This is a genomic window from Variovorax gossypii (assembly GCF_003965815.1).
Lineage (GTDB): Bacteria > Pseudomonadota > Gammaproteobacteria > Burkholderiales > Burkholderiaceae_C > Variovorax > Variovorax gossypii.
This window is the reverse complement of the sequence record NZ_RXOE01000005.1, coordinates 236,775-254,009: the sequence shown is the minus strand read 5'-3', so window position 1 is coordinate 254,009 and position 17,235 is coordinate 236,775. Positions and strand designations below refer to the sequence as shown.

Annotated in this window: 13 protein-coding genes; 7 read left to right on the top strand and 6 right to left on the bottom strand. The window is 62.2% G+C overall.

Annotated features, from left to right (window positions below; genetic code table 11):
• The first annotated feature begins 599 nt into the window (after window positions 1-599).
• The 6 genes from EJP69_RS19985 (at window position 600) to EJP69_RS19960 (ending at window position 7,605) form a co-directional block, all read left to right on the top strand.
• Window positions 600-1,424, top strand: a complete 825-nt coding sequence (locus tag EJP69_RS19985) for an IclR family transcriptional regulator (protein ID WP_126472231.1) — start codon at window positions 600-602, stop codon at window positions 1,422-1,424.
• 7 nt (window positions 1,425-1,431) lie between these two features.
• Window positions 1,432-2,631: a M24 family metallopeptidase gene (locus EJP69_RS19980; protein WP_126472230.1), complete on the top strand. Its 1,200-nt coding sequence runs from the start codon at window positions 1,432-1,434 to the stop codon at window positions 2,629-2,631.
• Entirely contained in the window at window positions 2,628-3,920 is a 1,293-nt protein-coding gene (locus EJP69_RS19975) for a pyridoxal-phosphate dependent enzyme (protein ID WP_126472229.1), read from the top strand. The genes EJP69_RS19980 and EJP69_RS19975 overlap by 4 nt, the downstream gene beginning before the upstream one ends.
• Complete coding sequence (locus EJP69_RS19970; RefSeq protein ID WP_126472228.1) at window positions 3,917-4,888, top strand: Bug family tripartite tricarboxylate transporter substrate binding protein; 972 nt, start codon at window positions 3,917-3,919, stop codon at window positions 4,886-4,888. The genes EJP69_RS19975 and EJP69_RS19970 overlap by 4 nt, the downstream gene beginning before the upstream one ends.
• A gap of 109 nt (window positions 4,889-4,997) precedes the next feature.
• Window positions 4,998-6,005: an Ldh family oxidoreductase gene (locus tag EJP69_RS19965; protein WP_126472227.1), complete on the top strand. Its 1,008-nt coding sequence runs from the start codon at window positions 4,998-5,000 to the stop codon at window positions 6,003-6,005.
• A 61-nt stretch (window positions 6,006-6,066) separates the two neighbouring features.
• Window positions 6,067-7,605: an IS3 family transposase gene (locus tag EJP69_RS19960; RefSeq protein WP_126472226.1), complete on the top strand. Its 1,539-nt coding sequence runs from the start codon at window positions 6,067-6,069 to the stop codon at window positions 7,603-7,605.
• A 793-nt stretch (window positions 7,606-8,398) separates the two neighbouring features.
• Here EJP69_RS19960 and EJP69_RS19955 read toward each other — a convergent pair.
• The 6 genes from EJP69_RS19955 to EJP69_RS19930 form a co-directional block, all read right to left on the bottom strand.
• Complete coding sequence (locus tag EJP69_RS19955) at window positions 8,399-8,746, bottom strand: alpha/beta hydrolase (RefSeq protein WP_126472225.1); 348 nt, start codon at window positions 8,744-8,746, stop codon at window positions 8,399-8,401.
• 193 nt (window positions 8,747-8,939) lie between these two features.
• The gene (locus EJP69_RS19950; RefSeq protein WP_126472224.1) at window positions 8,940-9,845 is read right to left on the bottom strand and encodes a LysR family transcriptional regulator; all 906 of its coding nucleotides are present in this window, start codon (window positions 9,843-9,845) and stop codon (window positions 8,940-8,942) included.
• 38 nt (window positions 9,846-9,883) lie between these two features.
• Window positions 9,884-10,690 (bottom strand): oxidoreductase, encoded by an 807-nt coding sequence (locus EJP69_RS19945; protein ID WP_126472223.1) that lies wholly within the window; start codon window positions 10,688-10,690, stop codon window positions 9,884-9,886.
• Between the two features lie 41 nt (window positions 10,691-10,731).
• Window positions 10,732-13,809 carry an efflux RND transporter permease subunit gene (locus EJP69_RS19940; RefSeq protein WP_126472337.1) on the bottom strand — a complete coding sequence of 1,026 codons (3,078 nt, stop codon included), beginning with the start codon at window positions 13,807-13,809 and terminating at the stop codon, window positions 10,732-10,734.
• 8 nt (window positions 13,810-13,817) lie between these two features.
• On the bottom strand, window positions 13,818-14,942 hold the full coding sequence (locus EJP69_RS19935) for an efflux RND transporter periplasmic adaptor subunit (RefSeq protein ID WP_126472222.1): 1,125 nt from the start codon (window positions 14,940-14,942) through the stop codon (window positions 13,818-13,820).
• An 82-nt stretch (window positions 14,943-15,024) separates the two neighbouring features.
• Complete coding sequence (locus tag EJP69_RS19930; RefSeq protein WP_126472221.1) at window positions 15,025-15,642, bottom strand: TetR/AcrR family transcriptional regulator; 618 nt, start codon at window positions 15,640-15,642, stop codon at window positions 15,025-15,027.
• A gap of 106 nt (window positions 15,643-15,748) precedes the next feature.
• Between EJP69_RS19930 and EJP69_RS19925 the strand changes: the two genes are divergently transcribed.
• Window positions 15,749-17,206, top strand: a complete 1,458-nt coding sequence (locus tag EJP69_RS19925; protein WP_126472220.1) for an efflux transporter outer membrane subunit — start codon at window positions 15,749-15,751, stop codon at window positions 17,204-17,206.
• Window positions 17,207-17,235 lie beyond the last annotated feature (29 nt).

Here is a 17,235-nt window from a genome sequence, read left to right as displayed (position 1 = left end):
TATGGAAGCGCTTATGCAACGCGGCAGCACCCTTCGACATCAGCCCACCGATCAATACCATTGAACACCGCACGATCTGCCCTAGGACGCGTCAGGCCGACGATCATGTGCGCTACGGCGGACCTGCCCCCACCAGCCCGAAGCTGCCGCCACGCGCAACGCTGAAACTCACATCCTGCACAAGCTAGCAAAGATCAAAAGCGCGAAGTGCGCCGGCTGCTCGCGCGCATCGCAAACAATGCCCTGATTGGTGATCAGTCATCCAGGCGCCCGTAGGGAGCGCCGGCCTGGGGAAGCCATCGCCGTGACCTGCAGGCTGCATTGCACTATCGCTCCGCCCCCCCGCGAACCCACATCTGCCCCGGGGGCGTGAGGCGATGAGGTTGCGCGCCGATTTGTCGCCGTGACGCGGAAGCCGTCCTTACCCCGTTGTCACCAATCAACCCTTTCTTCCCATACCAGGGGCGTACTGCTTTTGTCTCAGCCGGCACTTCCGCCGCCATTCCACCCCGCGCGCCCACGCTCCCGCCTCCTTGACAGGCCGATGACATCGAGAGCAAAATTCATTTATAGGAACACTGTTCCTATTATAGGAACATATGACGGCAAATCAATCCCTTTCGAGAGGACTGGCGTTTCTGGACGCCATCAATGACAGCAACCAACCGCTCGGTATCCGCGAAGTGGCACGAATGCTCGACATCAGCCCCTCGATCGCCCAGCGCTTGGCGAACTCGCTGATTGAAGCGGGCTATCTCCAGCAAGTGCAGGAGACAAGGAAATACAGGTTGGGCGTCCGCGCCTTGGCGCTGGGGTCGACCATGGTCCGAAGTGATGCGCTCTATGCGACTGCATCACAGGAACTGGGCTTCCTCGCGGAACACCATCAACTCAACGGCTACTTGGGTGTCGTGCAACAGGACGCCGTCGTGTATCTGCACACCGTGCAAAGCCATGGTGCCATCGCGATACGCGCGGAAGCAGGGCAACGCGTGCTGCCCCATGCGACAGCACTCGGCAAGGCGCTGCTTTCGGAACTTGCTTCGGACAGAGCCGTGGCGGTCCTGGGAGTGGCTCCCTTCACGGCTCGTACGAAGCACACCATCACCAGCGCGCGTGCGCTGCAAAAGGAACTCGAAGAAATCCGGAAACGGGGCTATTCCATTGCCGACGAAGAGAACGAGATCGGCGTGGTGTCCATCGGCACGCCGATTCGCAACAAGGATGGGTTGGTTGTGGCGGCCATCAGCGTGGCTTTCCTCAAGGCACAGCGGGGTCCGAAAGAGTGGCCCGAGATCGCCGATCTGGTGATGCGAGCAGGCCAAAGGTGTTCTGCGGCTATCGGCTACGCCGCCGATGCTGCTCATGCCGCCTACGAGTCACACGCCGAATCCAGCACTCCTCGCAAACATTCCACGCACTGAACAAGCCATGAAAAACACCCTCTTGAATCAGCAACGCCTTGTCGATATCGCAAAGAGAAACGGCATCGACGCCTTTGTAGCGACCTCCCCGGAGAACGTCACTTATGCCAGCGGCTACTGGGCGCTTTCCCAGTGGATTCGAAGAGGCCCTCAAGTGCATGTGCTCCTGCCAGTTCAGAACCTGGAGGCCTCCCGCATCATCGCTCCTACTTCCTTGCTGGACCAGTTTGTCGATCAAGAGGATGTTTGGGTCAGGAATGTCTCACGCTACGGCTTCTTCCATGTCGATCGAGGCGAAGATCAGCTTGGTCGATCCGATTCCCGGCTTCTCGATCTGTTCGGGCAGCCAGACGAGAAAGAGGCCATCAGCGCGCTGGTGAAGGCGCTGCAAGCCGAAGGCCTCGACAAGGCGACTCTGGCAATCGACGAACTCGGACTGATGCCCGGCCACTGGGAACGACTTCAGCAGCAGTTGCCCGACGCGAAGCTCGTGCCTGCAATGAAACTGTTCAGGGAGATCCGTGCCGTCAAGACGTCACAGGAAATCGAGCGACTCCGCAGAATCGCCACCATCACAGAGCAATCCGTCGATGCTGCGCTACAACTAGCACGCCCAGGTATCACCGAACTTGAGATGGCGCGCGTGTTTCATGCGACCACGGTCGAAGGCGATGCGACTCCGGTTCTGGGTTGCCTCGGTTTCGGCTCCCGGTCCGCAATGCCGAATGTCTATCCATCGGAAGCCGAGCTCAGGATGGGTGACGTCATCCGATTCGACGCCGGCGGACGTTACCGCCACTATCGCGCTGATCTGGCCCGCATCGCCGTGCTCGGGGAGCCGAGCAAGAAGATCCGGGCATATCACAAGGCGCTTCACAACGGCGTGCTTGCAGCCTTTGAAGCAATTCGCCCCGGCGTACAAGCCTCCAAGGTCTACGAAGTTGCCATGGATGCGACGCGGAGATCGGGCATTCCGCACTACTCGAGAAGCCACGTCGGTCACGGCATTGGCTTGGACGGCTACGACATGCCGGATCTCATCCCTAGCAATGACCAGATCATCGAGGAGGGAATGGTCATGTGCGTGGAAACCCCGTACTACGAGTTCGGGTGGTGCGGCCTCCAAGTCGAGAACACAGTGGTCGTTCGCAAGGACGGGGTCGAGCTGTTGCACGAGGAAGATGGCGACCTGAAGGTGCTCGCATGAGCACGCCCGCCTCGCTTCGATGCCTGCGCTGCGGCACCCACCACGCACTGGACTATCAAGGCCCTGGATGCGCAAGATGCCACGAAGGCCTTGCGAGCAACCTTCGCGTCGAGTACCGCACAGGGGACATCGGTCATTGGAACTTCCGGGAATCTAGTTCTGCGAAACGGGGGATGGGTCGCTTCAGTGCCATGCTACCCGTGCAACAGGATCAACTGGTCACGCTTGGCGAGGGTGAGACACCGCTTCACGAAGCCGGCAGGTTGGGCAAGTATCTTGGTATCCGAAATCTCCACGTCAAGGACGAGTCTCGCAATCCCACTCATTCATACAAAGATAGGCTGAGTGCGGTCGCCGTCTCCTATGCAAAACAGCGGGGAGCACCGGCTGTTGCCACCGCATCGTCCGGAAACGCCGGCGCATCTTTGGCCGCCTATGCCGCCCGCGCCGGCATGCCATGCGTCGTGGCTTCCATGAAAGGGGCCTCTGGCCCGATGGTGGCCCAGATCCGCAAGTTGGGCGCCCATCTGATATTGATGGAAGACAAAGCGATGCGCTGGCCCCTTCTTGCCGAGGCTGCGAAGCGGTACGGGTGGTTCATAACCTCCCCGTATTCCTCTCCCGTTGTCGGTAGTACACCCTTCGGCATCGAGGGATACAAGACTATCGCCTACGAGATCTTTGAAGACTTGGGTCGCGCTCCTGACTGGATCGCCTTGCCGGTTTGCTATGGGGACGCGTTGGCCGGAATTCACCAAGGCTTCTTGGATCTCGAGCGGGCCGGCGCCGTGAAGCGTGTTCCCCGCTTCATCGCGGCCGAGGCATACGGCTCTCTTGGGCGAGCGATTGCGTCCCGCGCAGATCGAGTCGAAGCAGCTCCCATCGAAAGCGCCACGCTGGCCTCTTCTGTCGGCGGGGCACAAAGCGCGTACCAGGCACTCTTGACGCTGAAGCAAACGGACGGCATCGCGATCCAGGTAGGCAACGACGGATTGGTCGAACTGCAGGAACTCATTGGTTCGCTTGAGGGCCTTTGTTTCGAGCTCGCGAGCGTCATGCCGTTTGCCGCGGTGCGCCAGTTGCGGGACGAAGGGACCATTGCAGCCGACGATTTGGTTGTTTGTCTCGCTACGGCATCCGGTCTGAAGGACATCGATAAATCGACGCTCGACTGGGAAGATGTTCCCGTCAACAGCGAGGCCCAGGAGCAGGTGCTGGAGACGGCACAGATCGCTGTGCAGCAGATCGCAACCCAAATGTCGCACGTACAGCCTGGAGTGACACCATGAACCGTCGAACCATCCTTGAGGCAGGATTTCTCGTGATCGCATCGCAGTTCTTCGGCCTGGCCTACGCACAAGACGCGTTTCCCTCCAAACCCATCCGGATCATCGTGCCATTTGTGCCCGGCAGTGCCCCAGATGTCTTCGCGCGGGTGGTCGCGGATCGAATGACGACCGTCGTCGGGAAGCCGTTGATTGTCGAGAACCGCCCCGGAGCCACCGGCATCATCGGGACGGAGATCGTGGCACACGCTCCTGCCGACGGCTATACGTTGCTGGTCGCCTCACCTTCAACTACGATTCTGGCGGCCTCCAACAGAAAGCTGAGCTTCAATCCGACCAAGGACCTGCAGCCTGTTTCGATGGGGGCGTACATGGTCCCCGTACTCGTGACCGGCGCCGGATCACCGATCAAGGACGTCGCGACCTTGATCGAAATGGCAAAGGCCAGGCCCGGCAAGCTGGTCATTGCATCAGGGGGCGTGGGTAACTCGCAGCACTTGGCCGCGGAGATGCTCAAGCAGATGGCCGGCATCGAATTGCTGCACGTTCCGTTTCAGGGAACCCCGCTCATCGTGCCCAGCCTCATTCGTGGGGAAGTCGACCTGACCTTTGCCGATGCGAGTGCTCTTCCTCTCATCAAGGCCGGAAAGATCCGTGCAATCGCCGTCGGCTCTCCCGCACGCAGCAAAGCGCTTCCTGATGTTCCGACAGTAGCCGAGTCCGGGCTGCCTGGCTTCAGCTATCAAAGCTGGTTCGGGATCATGGCGGCTGCACCGACGCCCGCCCCGGTTGCTGCCTTTTTGAATCGCGCCCTCAACCAAACGCTGCGGGATCCTGAAGTCCAGGCGAAGTTGTTTACTGCTGGCCTGGAGGCTGCACCCGGCACTCCTGAGGCCATGAGTGCATTCATTACGGACGATATCAAGCGCTGGTCGAAAGTGATTCAAACCGCGAACATCAAGTTCGACTGATCAACGGCGGCCGGGATGCACGCATCGTCCCGAGCGCGGGCATCGCGTAAGAGAACTGCGATTGCTCCCGATCCATCGGGCGTCCTCTCAAACCTGCCCATCTGGTTTCATGCACACGACGACTGTTTCCATCCAAGAGTTCGAGGCGGTTGCGGCTGCTGCGCTTCAATGCCACGGCGCTTCCGAGGTCGCGTCCAGGGAAGTCGCCAAGGCCCTGAGGCGAGCACAGCAGCGCGGCAATCCGCATTGCGGCCTCGGACATCTCGAAATCGACTGTCGCCAACTTCTTTGTGGCCGGGTGGACGGGCAGGCTGTGCCGACCAAGTCTCTCGCCAAAACGGGCCTGATTCAAGTCAATGCGGCAAACGGATTCGCACAACCCGCTTTTAGTCTTGGCCTGTCCGATGCATTGAGTTGCGTCGAAGCGCTGGGTGTCGCGGTGCTGGCTATCAGCAGGGCCTACACCTGTGCAGCCCTGGGGTATTTTCCCGAAAGAATTGCAGAGCATGGCTTCATTGGCATCGCGTTCACCAACGCCTCGGCGAGCGTGGCTGCGCCTGACGGCGCCAAGCCAATCCTCGGGACCAACCCCATCGCAATGTCGGTTCCGGATGGGAAGGGTGGGATCGCGTTTCAGTTTGACCAATGTACGAGCGCAGCCAACTTGCGCCATGTGCGCCAAGCCGCTCAGCGGGGACACCCCATCCCGCCCGGTTGGGCTGTGACGCGCGATGGGACGCCCACGGTCGATGCGGCTGAAGCCCTTGCAGGCGCCCTTCTATCGTCGGGAGGAAGCAGGGGCTTCGGGATCGGATTGATGGCCGAGGTTCTGGCGTCGTTCTTCACGAATTCAGCGATGTCATTGGAAACGAAGAGCCTGCATGTGGATTCAGGCTCACCACATGGTTTAGGGGTCTTCTGTCTGTTGCTGGATCCAACGGCAATCGCTGGTGACCAGTTCTGGGTCAACCTAGGAAGATTACAGGATGCGATTCTTGCCCAGCCTGGCACGCGTTTGCCAGGCACCCGAAAAGACGTCCGAGAGGAAATAGCCGTCGAGTCCACGATGTGGGAAAAGGCTCAATCACTAGCCGCTTCACCTTTTCGAAGGGAGTAACTGTTGATTTCCATCCAGAAGGGGGGTGCGGACGAAAACTTGGACTACCAGGAGGTAGTTCATGTATTCCTACGAAGATCGAATTCGAGCGGTTGAGCTCTATATCAAGTTTGGCAAACGCGTCAGACCCACGATCCGTCAGCTGGGTTATCCAACGAAGAATTCTCTGAAGGGCTGGTACAACGAATACCAGCAGAAGCTCGACTTGCCAATGGGCTATGCGGGCCGCAGACCCAAGTTCTCGCAGGAACAGAAAGACGCAGCGGTCGATCACTACCTCGCCCACGACCGCTGCATTGCTGCCACCATGAGGGCACTGGGCTACCCGTGTAGAGGGACGCTAACCGCCTGGATTCGCGAGGCCCTACCTGAGGCTAGAAGGGCTATCGTCGGCAGCACGGGGCGACGAAGGTATTCCGGGAAGCTGATGCAAGCTGGAGTCATGGAGCTTTGCACGCGCGAGGAAAGTGTGCAGGCCGTCGCCGAAAAGTTCGGCGTGTGCCGGCCAACGCTGTACAACTGGAAGAACCAACTTCTAGGACGTGAGGCACCCGCATCCATGAAACGCACCAATCAATCTCCGTCCTCGCAAGAGCGCGACGAACTCGAGCGCCAGGTCGAGGCGCTGCGCCGCGAAGTCAAGCAACTTCGCCTCGAGCAGGACATCTTGAACAAGGCCAACGAACTGTTAAAAAAAGGCCTGGGCGTCGACCTGCAGCTCCTGTCCAACCGGGAGAAGACACTGCTGATTGACGCCCTCAGGGAGCACTATGGCCTGCCAGAGCTCCTTGCACAGTTGGGTCTTGCGCGCAGCTCGTACTTCTATCATCGGGCCCGTGCAGCGATGGGCGACAAGTACCTGGAGGTGCGGCAATCCATTACCGACATCTTTGAGTCGAACCACCGCTGCTATGGCTACCGCAGGCTGAAGGCATCGCTGACCAGGCAGGCCGTCGCGATCTCCGAAAAGGTGGTGCAGCGGTTGATGAAGCAGGAAAGCCTGGTTGTTCCGAAGCCCAGGAAGCGCAGGTATGCGTCATACCTTGGCGAGATCAGCCCAGCGCCTGAGAACCTCATCAACCGCGACTTCCAGGCCGCGGTCCCCAATGAGAAATGGCTCACGGACATCACGGAGTTCCAGATCCCGGCTGGCAAGGTGTACCTCTCGCCCATCATCGACTGCTTCGATGGAATGGTCGTCAGCTGGACCATTGGGACCAGTCCGGACGCTGAGTTGGTCAACACGATGCTGGATGCAGCCATCGAGACGGTGGCGGACACAGCCGATCGGCCCGTGGTCCACTCCGACCGAGGAGGCCACTACCGCTGGCCGGGCTGGCTATCAAGAATGAGCGACGCGAAGTTCACCCGCTCGATGTCTCGCAAGGCATGCTCACCTGACAACGCAGCTTGCGAAGGCTTCTTCGGTCGGCTGAAGAACGAGCTGTTCTATCCTCAAGACTGGAAGAACGCCACCATTGAGCAATTCGTCGAGACGCTCGACTCGGACATCTGCTGGTACAACGAGAAGCGGATCAAGATCTCTCTTGGCTCTCCCAGCCCCATCGAATACCGGGTGAGCCTTGGACTCGCGGCATAAACCAGTCCAAGTTTTTATCCGCACCCCCGCCGGGTCAGGATTCCATGGAAATCAACAGTACAAGCCCGATCCTCAGAGTAGCGAGTGGCGTTTCGGGAGCATGGGGCAACCGCATCCGGCCACGTGCCCGGGATGCGGCGGTAAGCTGGAATCCGACTACATCAATCCCGGGTTTCGCGTGAAGAAGCGCCGCAGAGATATCACGGCTACTCATGACGGCTATCTCCTGGTCTCGGCGCACCTGCGCAAGGTGCTCCAAGAGGAGGGCGCCACGAGAGGGGATTTTGTTGCACTACCGGCCGACCCAGACTACTTCTGGCTGCGTCCCCAAATGACACTGCCATACTCTGCAGCTGAACGGGCAAGACGTTGTTCGTCGTGTGGCCGATTTGCCGATGAAGTCGTTCCCATGCCGCTGTTCTTGAAGGAACTCGTTCAGCCCCTCGCTGCAGGGGTATATCGCTCATGCCTCGAGTTTGGCTCAGCACCTCTGAAGGCGTTTCAGGTCGTCATCGGGGTGCGTACCGCACTGACGATCCAATCAACCTCCTTGCTGGGTATCGAACTCGAGCAACTTTGTGCGTAGCTGTCCCTGCGCCCCGGCCGCCGGCTCACGCTCTGGCGCCGAGCAGCGGGCCCTGTTGGCTCACAGCCATGCGTCCATCTCGCGTGCCGGCAAAAGCGCGGTGGCCATCACCCGCTCGATGAATGCCCCGTACTTGATGGCACCGATGAGGTCCACGCCTGTCTCCGTGGGCATCTTGATGCCTACGACATCGGCGCCATCGAGCGTTCACTTTGCAGCATTGACTTGCCGCGGCTGATTCACATACTGGGAGGGAATAGCGTCTCTGTAGTAGGCCTTTCCGGTGAGATTCTGATTTGCCGAATGCGCCTCTTTGACTGCTTCGGCATTGACGGTATCTCGGGACTTCGAATACCCGAGCGGCGCTATGACTCCGCTGGATGCAGCCTCCCGATAAGGGTCTTCCTTTTGCGCAACGGCTGCTGCCTCTGCATCGACTTCCGTCCGAGAGCGAACGCCAGAGCTCTGGAGTACGCCGTCGTAAACCTCCGCCTGGGCAGTTGACGCAAACATGAGCGCAAGAATCGCGCTCTGAGCAATTTGAAACTTCTTCATGGGGGTCCTTGAAAATTGTCGGCCAGTACTTCCTCGACTCAAACTTTCATCGATCTGAAAGTTGTCGTCCGGGGAACGCAATTTTCTGGTGCTTGTTTACCGTCTGAGTACGAGCACACAGCAACGCCGCGTTTTCAAAGAGGAAACCTCGTCCCTCTTCGCCTGGCATGTCGAGCAGGTCGGCCGCTCTCGCTCAAGCACCGCGAGCATTCTTGAGAGCCTTGATCCGGCCCTCAAGAAAACTCAGGAAGGCGCGCTGTACGGCCGTACTGTGCCGCCTCTGCAAGTAGACAGCCGACAACCACATGTCGCTGCGAACGAAGTCCGACAACACCGGCACCAGCCGTCCGCTCTCGATGTAAGGCGCCAGCATCGCCGTAGGCAAGTAGAGAACCCCCGCCCCCAATAGCGCGGCCTGGATCAGCGGAGCCGCCTCCGTTGCATTGAGGCGTCCGCTCACGGGAACATCCAATGGAGCACCGCCCACTTCGAAACGCCACTTTGGTTGAGGGTTCAGATGTGTACTGACCAGCGCGTTGTGACCCGCAAGTTCGCTGGGGTGAACTGGCATGCCGTGCGCTGCCCAGTACATTGGCGCCGCACAAACGCTCAAGTCCATCGCAAGCAGTTTTCGAACAATGAGGTTCTCATTGGCCGTCGGCGCAAACCGAAGTGCGATGTCAATGCCGTCCTCCGCCAGGTCTACGATCCGGTTGGTGAGGACCATATCGATGCTGACTTCCGGATAGTGACCCAGGAAGGTATTGATGAGCGCTGGAAGCTGCGTCTGGTCTATGCCATGCGGCGCGGAAATGCGCAGCCGTCCTCGGGGAGTCAACGCCCGATTCTGGAGTTCTGCTTGAGTTTCCTCCACCAGCTCCAGCATTGGCTTGCTTCTTTCGAGCAGCAACACGCCGGCGTCCGTCAGACTGACAGCGTGGCTGGTGCGGTTCAGCAAACGGACACCGAAGCGACTTTCCAGCGTCGCGATGTACTTGCTGACGGTTCCTCTGGACAGCTTCAGCTGACTCGCGGCGCGGGAGAAGCTGCCGGAGCCTGCGACTTCGCTGAAGGCTCTCAAGAGATCCAGGCTATCCAAGGGTTTCTCCCGGCTGTGCGAACCACAAGACGGACTCTTCAGGTGAGGCCGAGTTTCTTCCGCAGGCTCGCATCGACAGGCCCTGCGGGCATGAAGCGGCGCAGTTTCGTCAGGATGGACGCCTGCCCCGGTGGCGTGCAACGCATGCGCCAGGGCCCCAGTGCCGCTTCAACGATGGTATTTGCCACGCTCTGCGGCCCAGGCGCACTGCCGACGCTGTCGGCCACGGAACGCTCGACCAGGTTGCGTTCGCGGTCGTAGTCCGCGATCGGCGAGTTCGCACGGGGCGCGTTGGCGTCAAGGTTGGTCCGGGTGAACGCCGGCTGCACCAGCGTCGCGCGAATGCCGAACTGCCGCACCTCGTGGTCCAGCGACTCCGACAGCCCTTCGACTGCATGCTTGGTGGCCGCATACATTCCCATGTACGGCGCCGGCAGTACACCGAACACCGAGCTGACATTGACGATTCGCCCGCGACGCTGCTCGCGCATATACGGGAGCACTGCACGTGTCGTGCGGAGCATGCCCAGGACGTTGGTGTCGAACAGCGCTGCGGCCTCGGTCGTCGCGGTCTCCTCGACCGCGCCGATCATCATCATCCCCGCGTTATTGACCAGCACGTCGATGCGCAGGGCCCTGGCAATGATGGATTCGATACCGGCCCGCACCGAGTCCTCTTCCCGGACATCCATCTCGACGAACTCGACGCCGGGCAACGCGGGCGCCTTGCGCAGGTCGCGCGCGGTGCCGAAGACCCGGCAGCCTCGCGCGGCAAAGATTTCCGCAGCGACGCGTCCGATGCCCGACGACGCGCCGGTCACGACGACAACCGATGAAACCGACATGATGCTTTCCTTCGATCTGAATGAATTGGTGAAGTGCGGTGTCAATGCGACGCGGGGTTGCCGTCGCCCGGCCTGATCCTGAACCAGATGGAATACATGGCCGGCAGAAACACCAGGGTCAGAACCGTGCCCGCCAAGGTGCCACCGATCAGCGTGTAGGCGAGCGCTCCCCAAAACACCGAATGGGTCAAGGGGATGAAGGCCAGGATCGCGGCCAGCGCCGTCAGGATCACCGGCCGCGCACGCTGCACGGTGGCTTCGACGACCGAATGGAACGGGTCGAGCCCCTCCTGCTGGTTATGGTGGATCTGCCCGATCAGGATCAGCGTGTTGCGCATCAGGATGCCCGACAGCGCCACAAGGCCGACCAGCGCATTGATGCCGAACGGTGCCTGGAAAAGAATCAGCGTCGGCACCACGCCGATCAGGCCCAGCGGACTCGTCAGGAAGACCATCACCATCGCCGAGATGGAGCGCACCTGGAAGATGATGAGTAGCAGTGTGGCCGCCAGCATGATCGGGAACAGCGGCAACATGGCCTTGGTTGCTTTTTCCGATTCCTCGATGGAGCCGGCCTGATCGATGCGATAGCCGCCCGGCAGCTTGTCGACGAGGGGCTGCAGCTGATGGGTGATGGCCGTCGATACGTCCGGCGGCTGCAGGCCATCGGCGATGTCGCCGTGTACGGTGATCGTAGGCATGCGGTCGCGCCGGCGCATGACGGGTTCTTCCATGCGTATGTCGACCTCACCCACCTGCGACAGCGGGATGCGTTGCCCGTTGGCACCGGACAGCGTGAAGTCCGCAATTCGCGCAGGGTCGAGGCGGGTGACGCCAGCCGAACGCGCCACAACCTGCACCGTGCGAATGTCCTCGCGCACGGTGGTGACCGGCACGCCGCTCAGGAAGAACTGCAATTGCTGCGCCACCGCGGTGGAGGTCAGCCCCACGGCCTGCAACCGGTCCTGGTGCAAGGTGAAGTGCAGTGTGGGCGTGCGCGTACCCCAGTCGGAGTTGACCGTGCGCATCATCGGACTCGCATCCATGACCTGCTGGACCTCGGCCGCAATCTCGCGCAACCTCTGCGGATCCGGCCCCGTGACCCGGTACGCGACTGGGAACGGCGAATACGGGCCGAACACGAGTTGGGTGACGCGCACCCGCGCCTCGGAAGCCAGCCCATCGGTGATCGCTTGGCGCAGCCGGTGCTTCAAAGCCTCACGCTCTTCCTGGCTGGCCGTGCGAACCACGATCTTGGCGAACGACGGATCGGGAAGCTCCGGCCCCATCGCGAAGAAGAAGCGCGGCGCGCCCTGCCCGATGTAGGCCGTGACGATATGGGCCTCCTCTTGCTTGGCCAGCCAGGCCTCCACCTTCGCAGCGGCATCGCTGGTCTGCGCGATCGACGTGCCATAGGGCATCTGCACCTCGACCAGCACCTCTGGGCGATCGGAGATCGGGAAGAACTGTTTCTTGACCAGCCCCATGCCAAGAATCGCCGCCACGAAAAGGCCGACCACCGCACCGGCGACCAGCCACTTGCGCGCAATGACGCGCCCCAGCACCCCGCGCAGGCGGTTGTAGCGCGGCGTGTCGTAGATCGCGGCATGGCCACCTTCGACCTTCTTGAAGTCGGGCAGCAGCTTGACGCCCAGGTAGGGAGTGAACACCACCGCGACGACCCAGGACGCGATCAGCGCGATGCCGACGATCCAGAACATGTTGCTGGTGTACTCGCCCGCGGTCGATGGCGCGAAGCCATTGGGCATGAAGCCGACGGCCGTGACCAGCGTGCCCGAAAGCATCGGCGCCGCGGTATGGCTCCAGGCGTACGCCGAGGCTGCGACGCGGCTGTAGCCCTCTTCCATCTTCACCACCATCATCTCGATGGCGATGATCGCGTCGTCCACCAGCAGGCCCAGCGCAAGGATCAGCGACCCGAGCGTGATGCGATCGAAGTTCTTGCCGGTCGCGGCCATCACCACGAAGACAATCGCCAATGTCAGCGGCACGGCGGCGGCAACCACCAGGCCCGCGCGCCAACCCATGCTCAGGAAACTCACGAGCATCACCACCAGCAGTGCGGCGAAGAACTTGACCATGAACTCGTCGACCGAGGCGGCGATGTTGACGGCCTGGTCCGTGACCTTGGCCAGGCTCATGCCCAACGGCTGCTCGGCATTGATCGCTGCGACCTCGTGGTCCAGCGCCTTGCCCAGGTCAAGGCCGTTCCAGCCTTCTCGCATGACGACGCCCAGCAGCAGGGTCGGCTCGCCACCGTTGCGGATCATGAAGGTCGCCGGGTCTTCATAGCCGCGCTTGACCGTGGCGATGTCCGACAGCTTCAGGGTGCGGCCCTGCGCCACAACCGGCGTGTCCCGGATCTTCTGCAGTTCATCGAAAGAGCCGTCCAGGCGGATGAACACCTGGGGGCCCTTGGTTTCGACGGAGCCCGCCGGCGTCAGGGCATTCTGGCCATTGAGCGCACCGAACACGTCCTGCGGACCAATGCCCAAGGTTGCCAGGCGCTCGTGCGAGAACTCAACATAGATGCGTTCGGATTGCTCGCCGGCGATGTTGACCTTCTTGACGCCTGGCACATGCAGGAGGCGCTGACGCAACGTCTCGGCGTCGCGCACCAGCAGGCGCGGCGCTTCGCCCTTGGCCTTGAGCGCGTACAGCGCAAAGGTGACGTCCGCGTATTCGTCGTTGATCATCGGCCCGATCACACCGGCTGGAAGGGTTCCCGCCTCGTCGCCGAGTTTCTTGCGGGCCTGGTAGAACTGCTCCTGCACCTGCGAAGGTGGCGTGCTGTCGAGCAGGGTCAGGGTCGTGAAGGCCAGCCCGGGCCTGGTGTAGGTCTCGGTGCGGTCGTAGTAGCGCAGCTCCTGCAGGCGCTTCTCGAGTTTCTCCGCGACCTGGTCCTGCATCTCCTGCGCGGTGGCGCCGGGCCATGCGGTGATGATGGTCATCACCTTGACGGTGAAGGCGGGATCTTCCGCCCGGCCCAGCTTGAAGAACGCAACAAGACCCGCCAGCGAGATCAGGCAGATCAGGAACAGGGTGATGGAGCGCTCGCGCACAGCGAGCGCCGACAGGTTGAATCGACCTTCGCTCACCGACGCGCTCACGGACGCACTCCCGGCTTTGCCGCATCAACGGCAACGACCTGGTCTGCCACCCGCACCTGCTCGCCCTCGTGCAACAGGTGGGCGCCGAGCGCGACGATCCTGTCGCCTTGCTTGAGTTGGCCGGCGGCGATGCGTGCGCCGTCGTCATCCAGGTGCTCGACCACGACCGACCGCCAGTTGACCTTGGCCGGCTCGCCGCCGATGACCCACACGCCTGGTCCCTTGCCAGCATCGAACAGGGCGCCGATCGGCACCTGTACGCTCCCTTGCGCAGAGGAAAGCCCGTCCGGAACCCGGATGGTGACCGTGGCGCCGAGCGGCGCATGGGCAAGGTCACCCTTGAGCACATAGCGCGCCTCGAAGGTGCGCGTCTGCCGATCCGCGGCCTCCGAGAGCTGCCGCAGCGTGGTCGGCACGGTCGCACCCTCCTTGCCGAAAAGCGTGGCCTGTCCGGCGGAACCGACCGCCGGGCGCAGGGTTTCCGGCAGCTGGACAACGGCTTCGCGCGGACCGGCGCGGGCCACGCGCACCACGACCTGCCCCGCGCTCACGACCTGGCCGGGTTCGGCCAGCGTTTCCATGACAACGCCATCGCCGTCCGCCACGAGCTCGGCATAGCGACTCGCGTTGCGGGCCACGTCGGCCTGAGCCTCGGCCGCGCTGAGTTGGGCTTTGGCGGCATCCGCGGCCGCCTTGATCTGGTCGTAGGCCGATGCCGAGATTGCACCGGTGCCGCGCAGATCGCGGTAGCGGGCTTCATCCTCCGCCGTCTGCTGCGAGCGCGCCCGCGCGGCGGCGACCGCCTCCAGCTGCGCATGGGCTGCGAGCTTCAGATCGGCAGGATCGATGCGCATGAGCAATTGGCCGCGCTTGACGGCCTGCCCCGCGTCCACCAGCCGGTCCAGCACCTTGCCGGAAACCCGGAATCCCAAGTCACTCTGGACCCGGGCGGCTACGGTGCCGGTGAAGGCGCGCGATGTGACACCAGCCCCTTGGACGGTGGCGATGCGCACCTGCGGCGCCTGGGTGCGCGGATCGGACGGCGATTTTTCGCCGCAAGCGACCAGCGCGAACGGCAATGCGCAGATGACTGCAGAGGTGGCAAGGCGGCGCCAAAGCATGAGGGTCCCAGTGACGAAGTGATCAGGACCCGCATTCTGAGACTAGTGACTATTTCAGTCAATGGTCACAAACAAATTTAGTTCATGGCGAAAGGCTGCGCAGCACGAGGCTGGACAGTTGCACCGGCGCCTGGGCCGCGTGATCGAAGCTGTACTGCAGGAGCAGCGGATTGATGTAGGGGTGCATGACGAGGTAGATAGCCCCCGCCGCCTCGTCCAGCGGCGTCTTGCGCTCGAACTCACCCATTTCCCGGCCTTCGCGCAGGATGTCCTGGAGCAATTGCCGAATGCGCTCCTCATAGACGACCACGGTCTGCCAGCGCTCGCTGGCGGCCGACATCGCGATTTCATAAAGCTTGCGATCCTCGGAGAACAGTCGAAGGGTCGACTCGACCACCGACTTGAACATCCGGCGCAGTTTCTCGGGCGGGCGGTCGGCGACATCGACCGCCGCCCGGACCTCGGCCTCGATCTCGCGCAGGCAGTTCGCGCAGATCATCTCGCCGATCGCCTGCTTGGACTCGAAGAACTTGTAGATGTAGGCCTTAGAAAATCCGATGGCCTTGGCGAGGTCGGAGACGGTCGTCTTCTCGTAGCCATACCGGCCGAAGTGCTCGGTGGCCGCGGCAACAATCTGGTCCCGCACATCGTGATCGGCGGGGCCGCGCGCCACAGCCGGGGAAAGAGTTGCATTGCTCATGGCAGACAGCTTACCGCGAGCAAGGGAAATCAACAACGAGTGACCATTTTGAATTATAGTCACATCGATCTGACGTTTTCTTCCCCCTTCTTTCCGAAAGAAGCCCATGCTCCAGCACATTCTTGTCCCGCTCTTCGCTGCCGGCCTCGTCGCAGGTTGCGCAGTCGGCCCCGACTATGTCCGCCCCGAGACGCCCCTGCCGCCGCAGTACCTCGGCCAGGCGGCCGTCGATGCACGACCTGCTTCCACCAGCGTCGACCGAAACGCGTGGTGGACTGGTTTCGGCGACCCGCAGCTGGCTCGGTTCGTCACGCTTGCGCTGGCGCAGAACCTCGATCTTGTGCAGGCGTCCGCGCGCATCGATCAAGCACGCGCCGGGCTGGGCGCGGCGAATGCCGCTTTGCTGCCTTCCGGAAACCTCAGTGGGCAAGCCGCCCGGGCCTATCAGTCCGTTGAAACGCCGCTGGGACAGGTCTTGAACTCGAGGCCCGGCTTCGACCGCCACGGCAGTGCCTACGAAGCAAATCTCGGTGCAAGCTGGGAAGTGGACGTTTTCGGCGGCCTGCGCCGTGGCCGCGAAGCGGCACTTGCCGAGTACCAGGCTTCGGAAGCAGGCGCGGCCGCCACGAGGTTGACCGTGGCGGCGCAGACCGCCGACATCTACATCAGCATCCGCGGACTGCAGACCCGGCTGGACGTGGCGCGCCGGCAGGTGCTCACGCAGCAGGAGTTGATGTCCAAGGTCCATCTTCTGTACGGCAAGGGGTTGGCGGCCGAACTCCAGGTGCGGCAGGCCGAAGGCGCGCTGGCCCAGGTCCAGGCATCCGTCCCGGCGCTCGAGGCTGGGCTGGACGCGGCGATGAATGCGCTGGATGTGATGCTGGGCTCGCCCCCGGGCACACATCGGGCGGAATTGGCCGACCCGGGCGCCATCCCCGTCGCCCCGCAGATCGCGGACGCGGGAACGCCGGGCGACTTGCTCAGGCGGCGGCCAGACCTGATCGCGGCCGAACGCCGCCTCGCCGCATCGAATGCACGCATCGGTGTCGCCATTGCCGAGTACTACCCCAAGCTTTCCCTGAGCGGCCTGATCGGCAGCGCGACGTCGGTGTCCGGCGGCAACCTGTTCACCAGCGGCGCAAGCCAGGCCGCCGGCGTGCTGGGCCTGCGCTGGCGCCTGTTCGACTTTGGCCGCATCAACGCGCAGATCGATCTCGCCAAGGGCCAGGATGCCGAACTGCTGGCCGCGTATCGGCTGGCCGTGCTGCGCGCTACAGAAGACGTGGAAAACGCTTTCTCGACCCTGGTCAAGCGCGAGGAACAAGCCAGCGTTCTTGCGCAGGGCGTCGACTCGCTCGGCCGCGCGCGAGGCGCGTCATTCGCCGCCTACCAGAAAGGCGTCGTCAGCCTGATCGAGGTGCTGCAGGCAGACGAAAACCTGCTGCGCGCTTCCGACGCGCGAGCACAGGCGCAGACCGAGTCGGCACGCGCCGCGGTCACCGCCTTCAAGGCATTGGGGGGTGGCTGGCAACCAATCGGAACCGACGCGGTTGCAAGCCGATAGACAGGTGCCGTCCGTGTACGCCCTTCGTG

Excerpts from the sequence above, each read along its gene's own strand:
- EJP69_RS19960 (WP_126472226.1), top strand. The coding sequence starts at position 6,067 with ATGTATTCCTACGAAGATCGAATTCGAGCGGTTGAGCTCTATATCAAG.
- EJP69_RS19980 (WP_126472230.1), top strand. The coding sequence starts at position 1,432 with ATGAAAAACACCCTCTTGAATCAGCAACGCCTTGTCGATATCGCAAAG.
- EJP69_RS19975 (WP_126472229.1), top strand. The coding sequence starts at position 2,628 with ATGAGCACGCCCGCCTCGCTTCGATGCCTGCGCTGCGGCACCCACCAC.
- EJP69_RS19930 (WP_126472221.1), bottom strand. The coding sequence starts at position 15,642 with ATGAGCAATGCAACTCTTTCCCCGGCTGTGGCGCGCGGCCCCGCCGAT.
- EJP69_RS19925 (WP_126472220.1), top strand. The coding sequence starts at position 15,749 with ATGCTCCAGCACATTCTTGTCCCGCTCTTCGCTGCCGGCCTCGTCGCA.
- EJP69_RS19970 (WP_126472228.1), top strand. The coding sequence starts at position 3,917 with ATGAACCGTCGAACCATCCTTGAGGCAGGATTTCTCGTGATCGCATCG.
- EJP69_RS19935 (WP_126472222.1), bottom strand. The coding sequence starts at position 14,942 with ATGCTTTGGCGCCGCCTTGCCACCTCTGCAGTCATCTGCGCATTGCCG.
- EJP69_RS19985 (WP_126472231.1), top strand. The coding sequence starts at position 600 with ATGACGGCAAATCAATCCCTTTCGAGAGGACTGGCGTTTCTGGACGCC.
- EJP69_RS19965 (WP_126472227.1), top strand. The coding sequence starts at position 4,998 with ATGCACACGACGACTGTTTCCATCCAAGAGTTCGAGGCGGTTGCGGCT.
- EJP69_RS19955 (WP_126472225.1), bottom strand. The coding sequence starts at position 8,746 with ATGAAGAAGTTTCAAATTGCTCAGAGCGCGATTCTTGCGCTCATGTTT.
- EJP69_RS19945 (WP_126472223.1), bottom strand. The coding sequence starts at position 10,690 with ATGTCGGTTTCATCGGTTGTCGTCGTGACCGGCGCGTCGTCGGGCATC.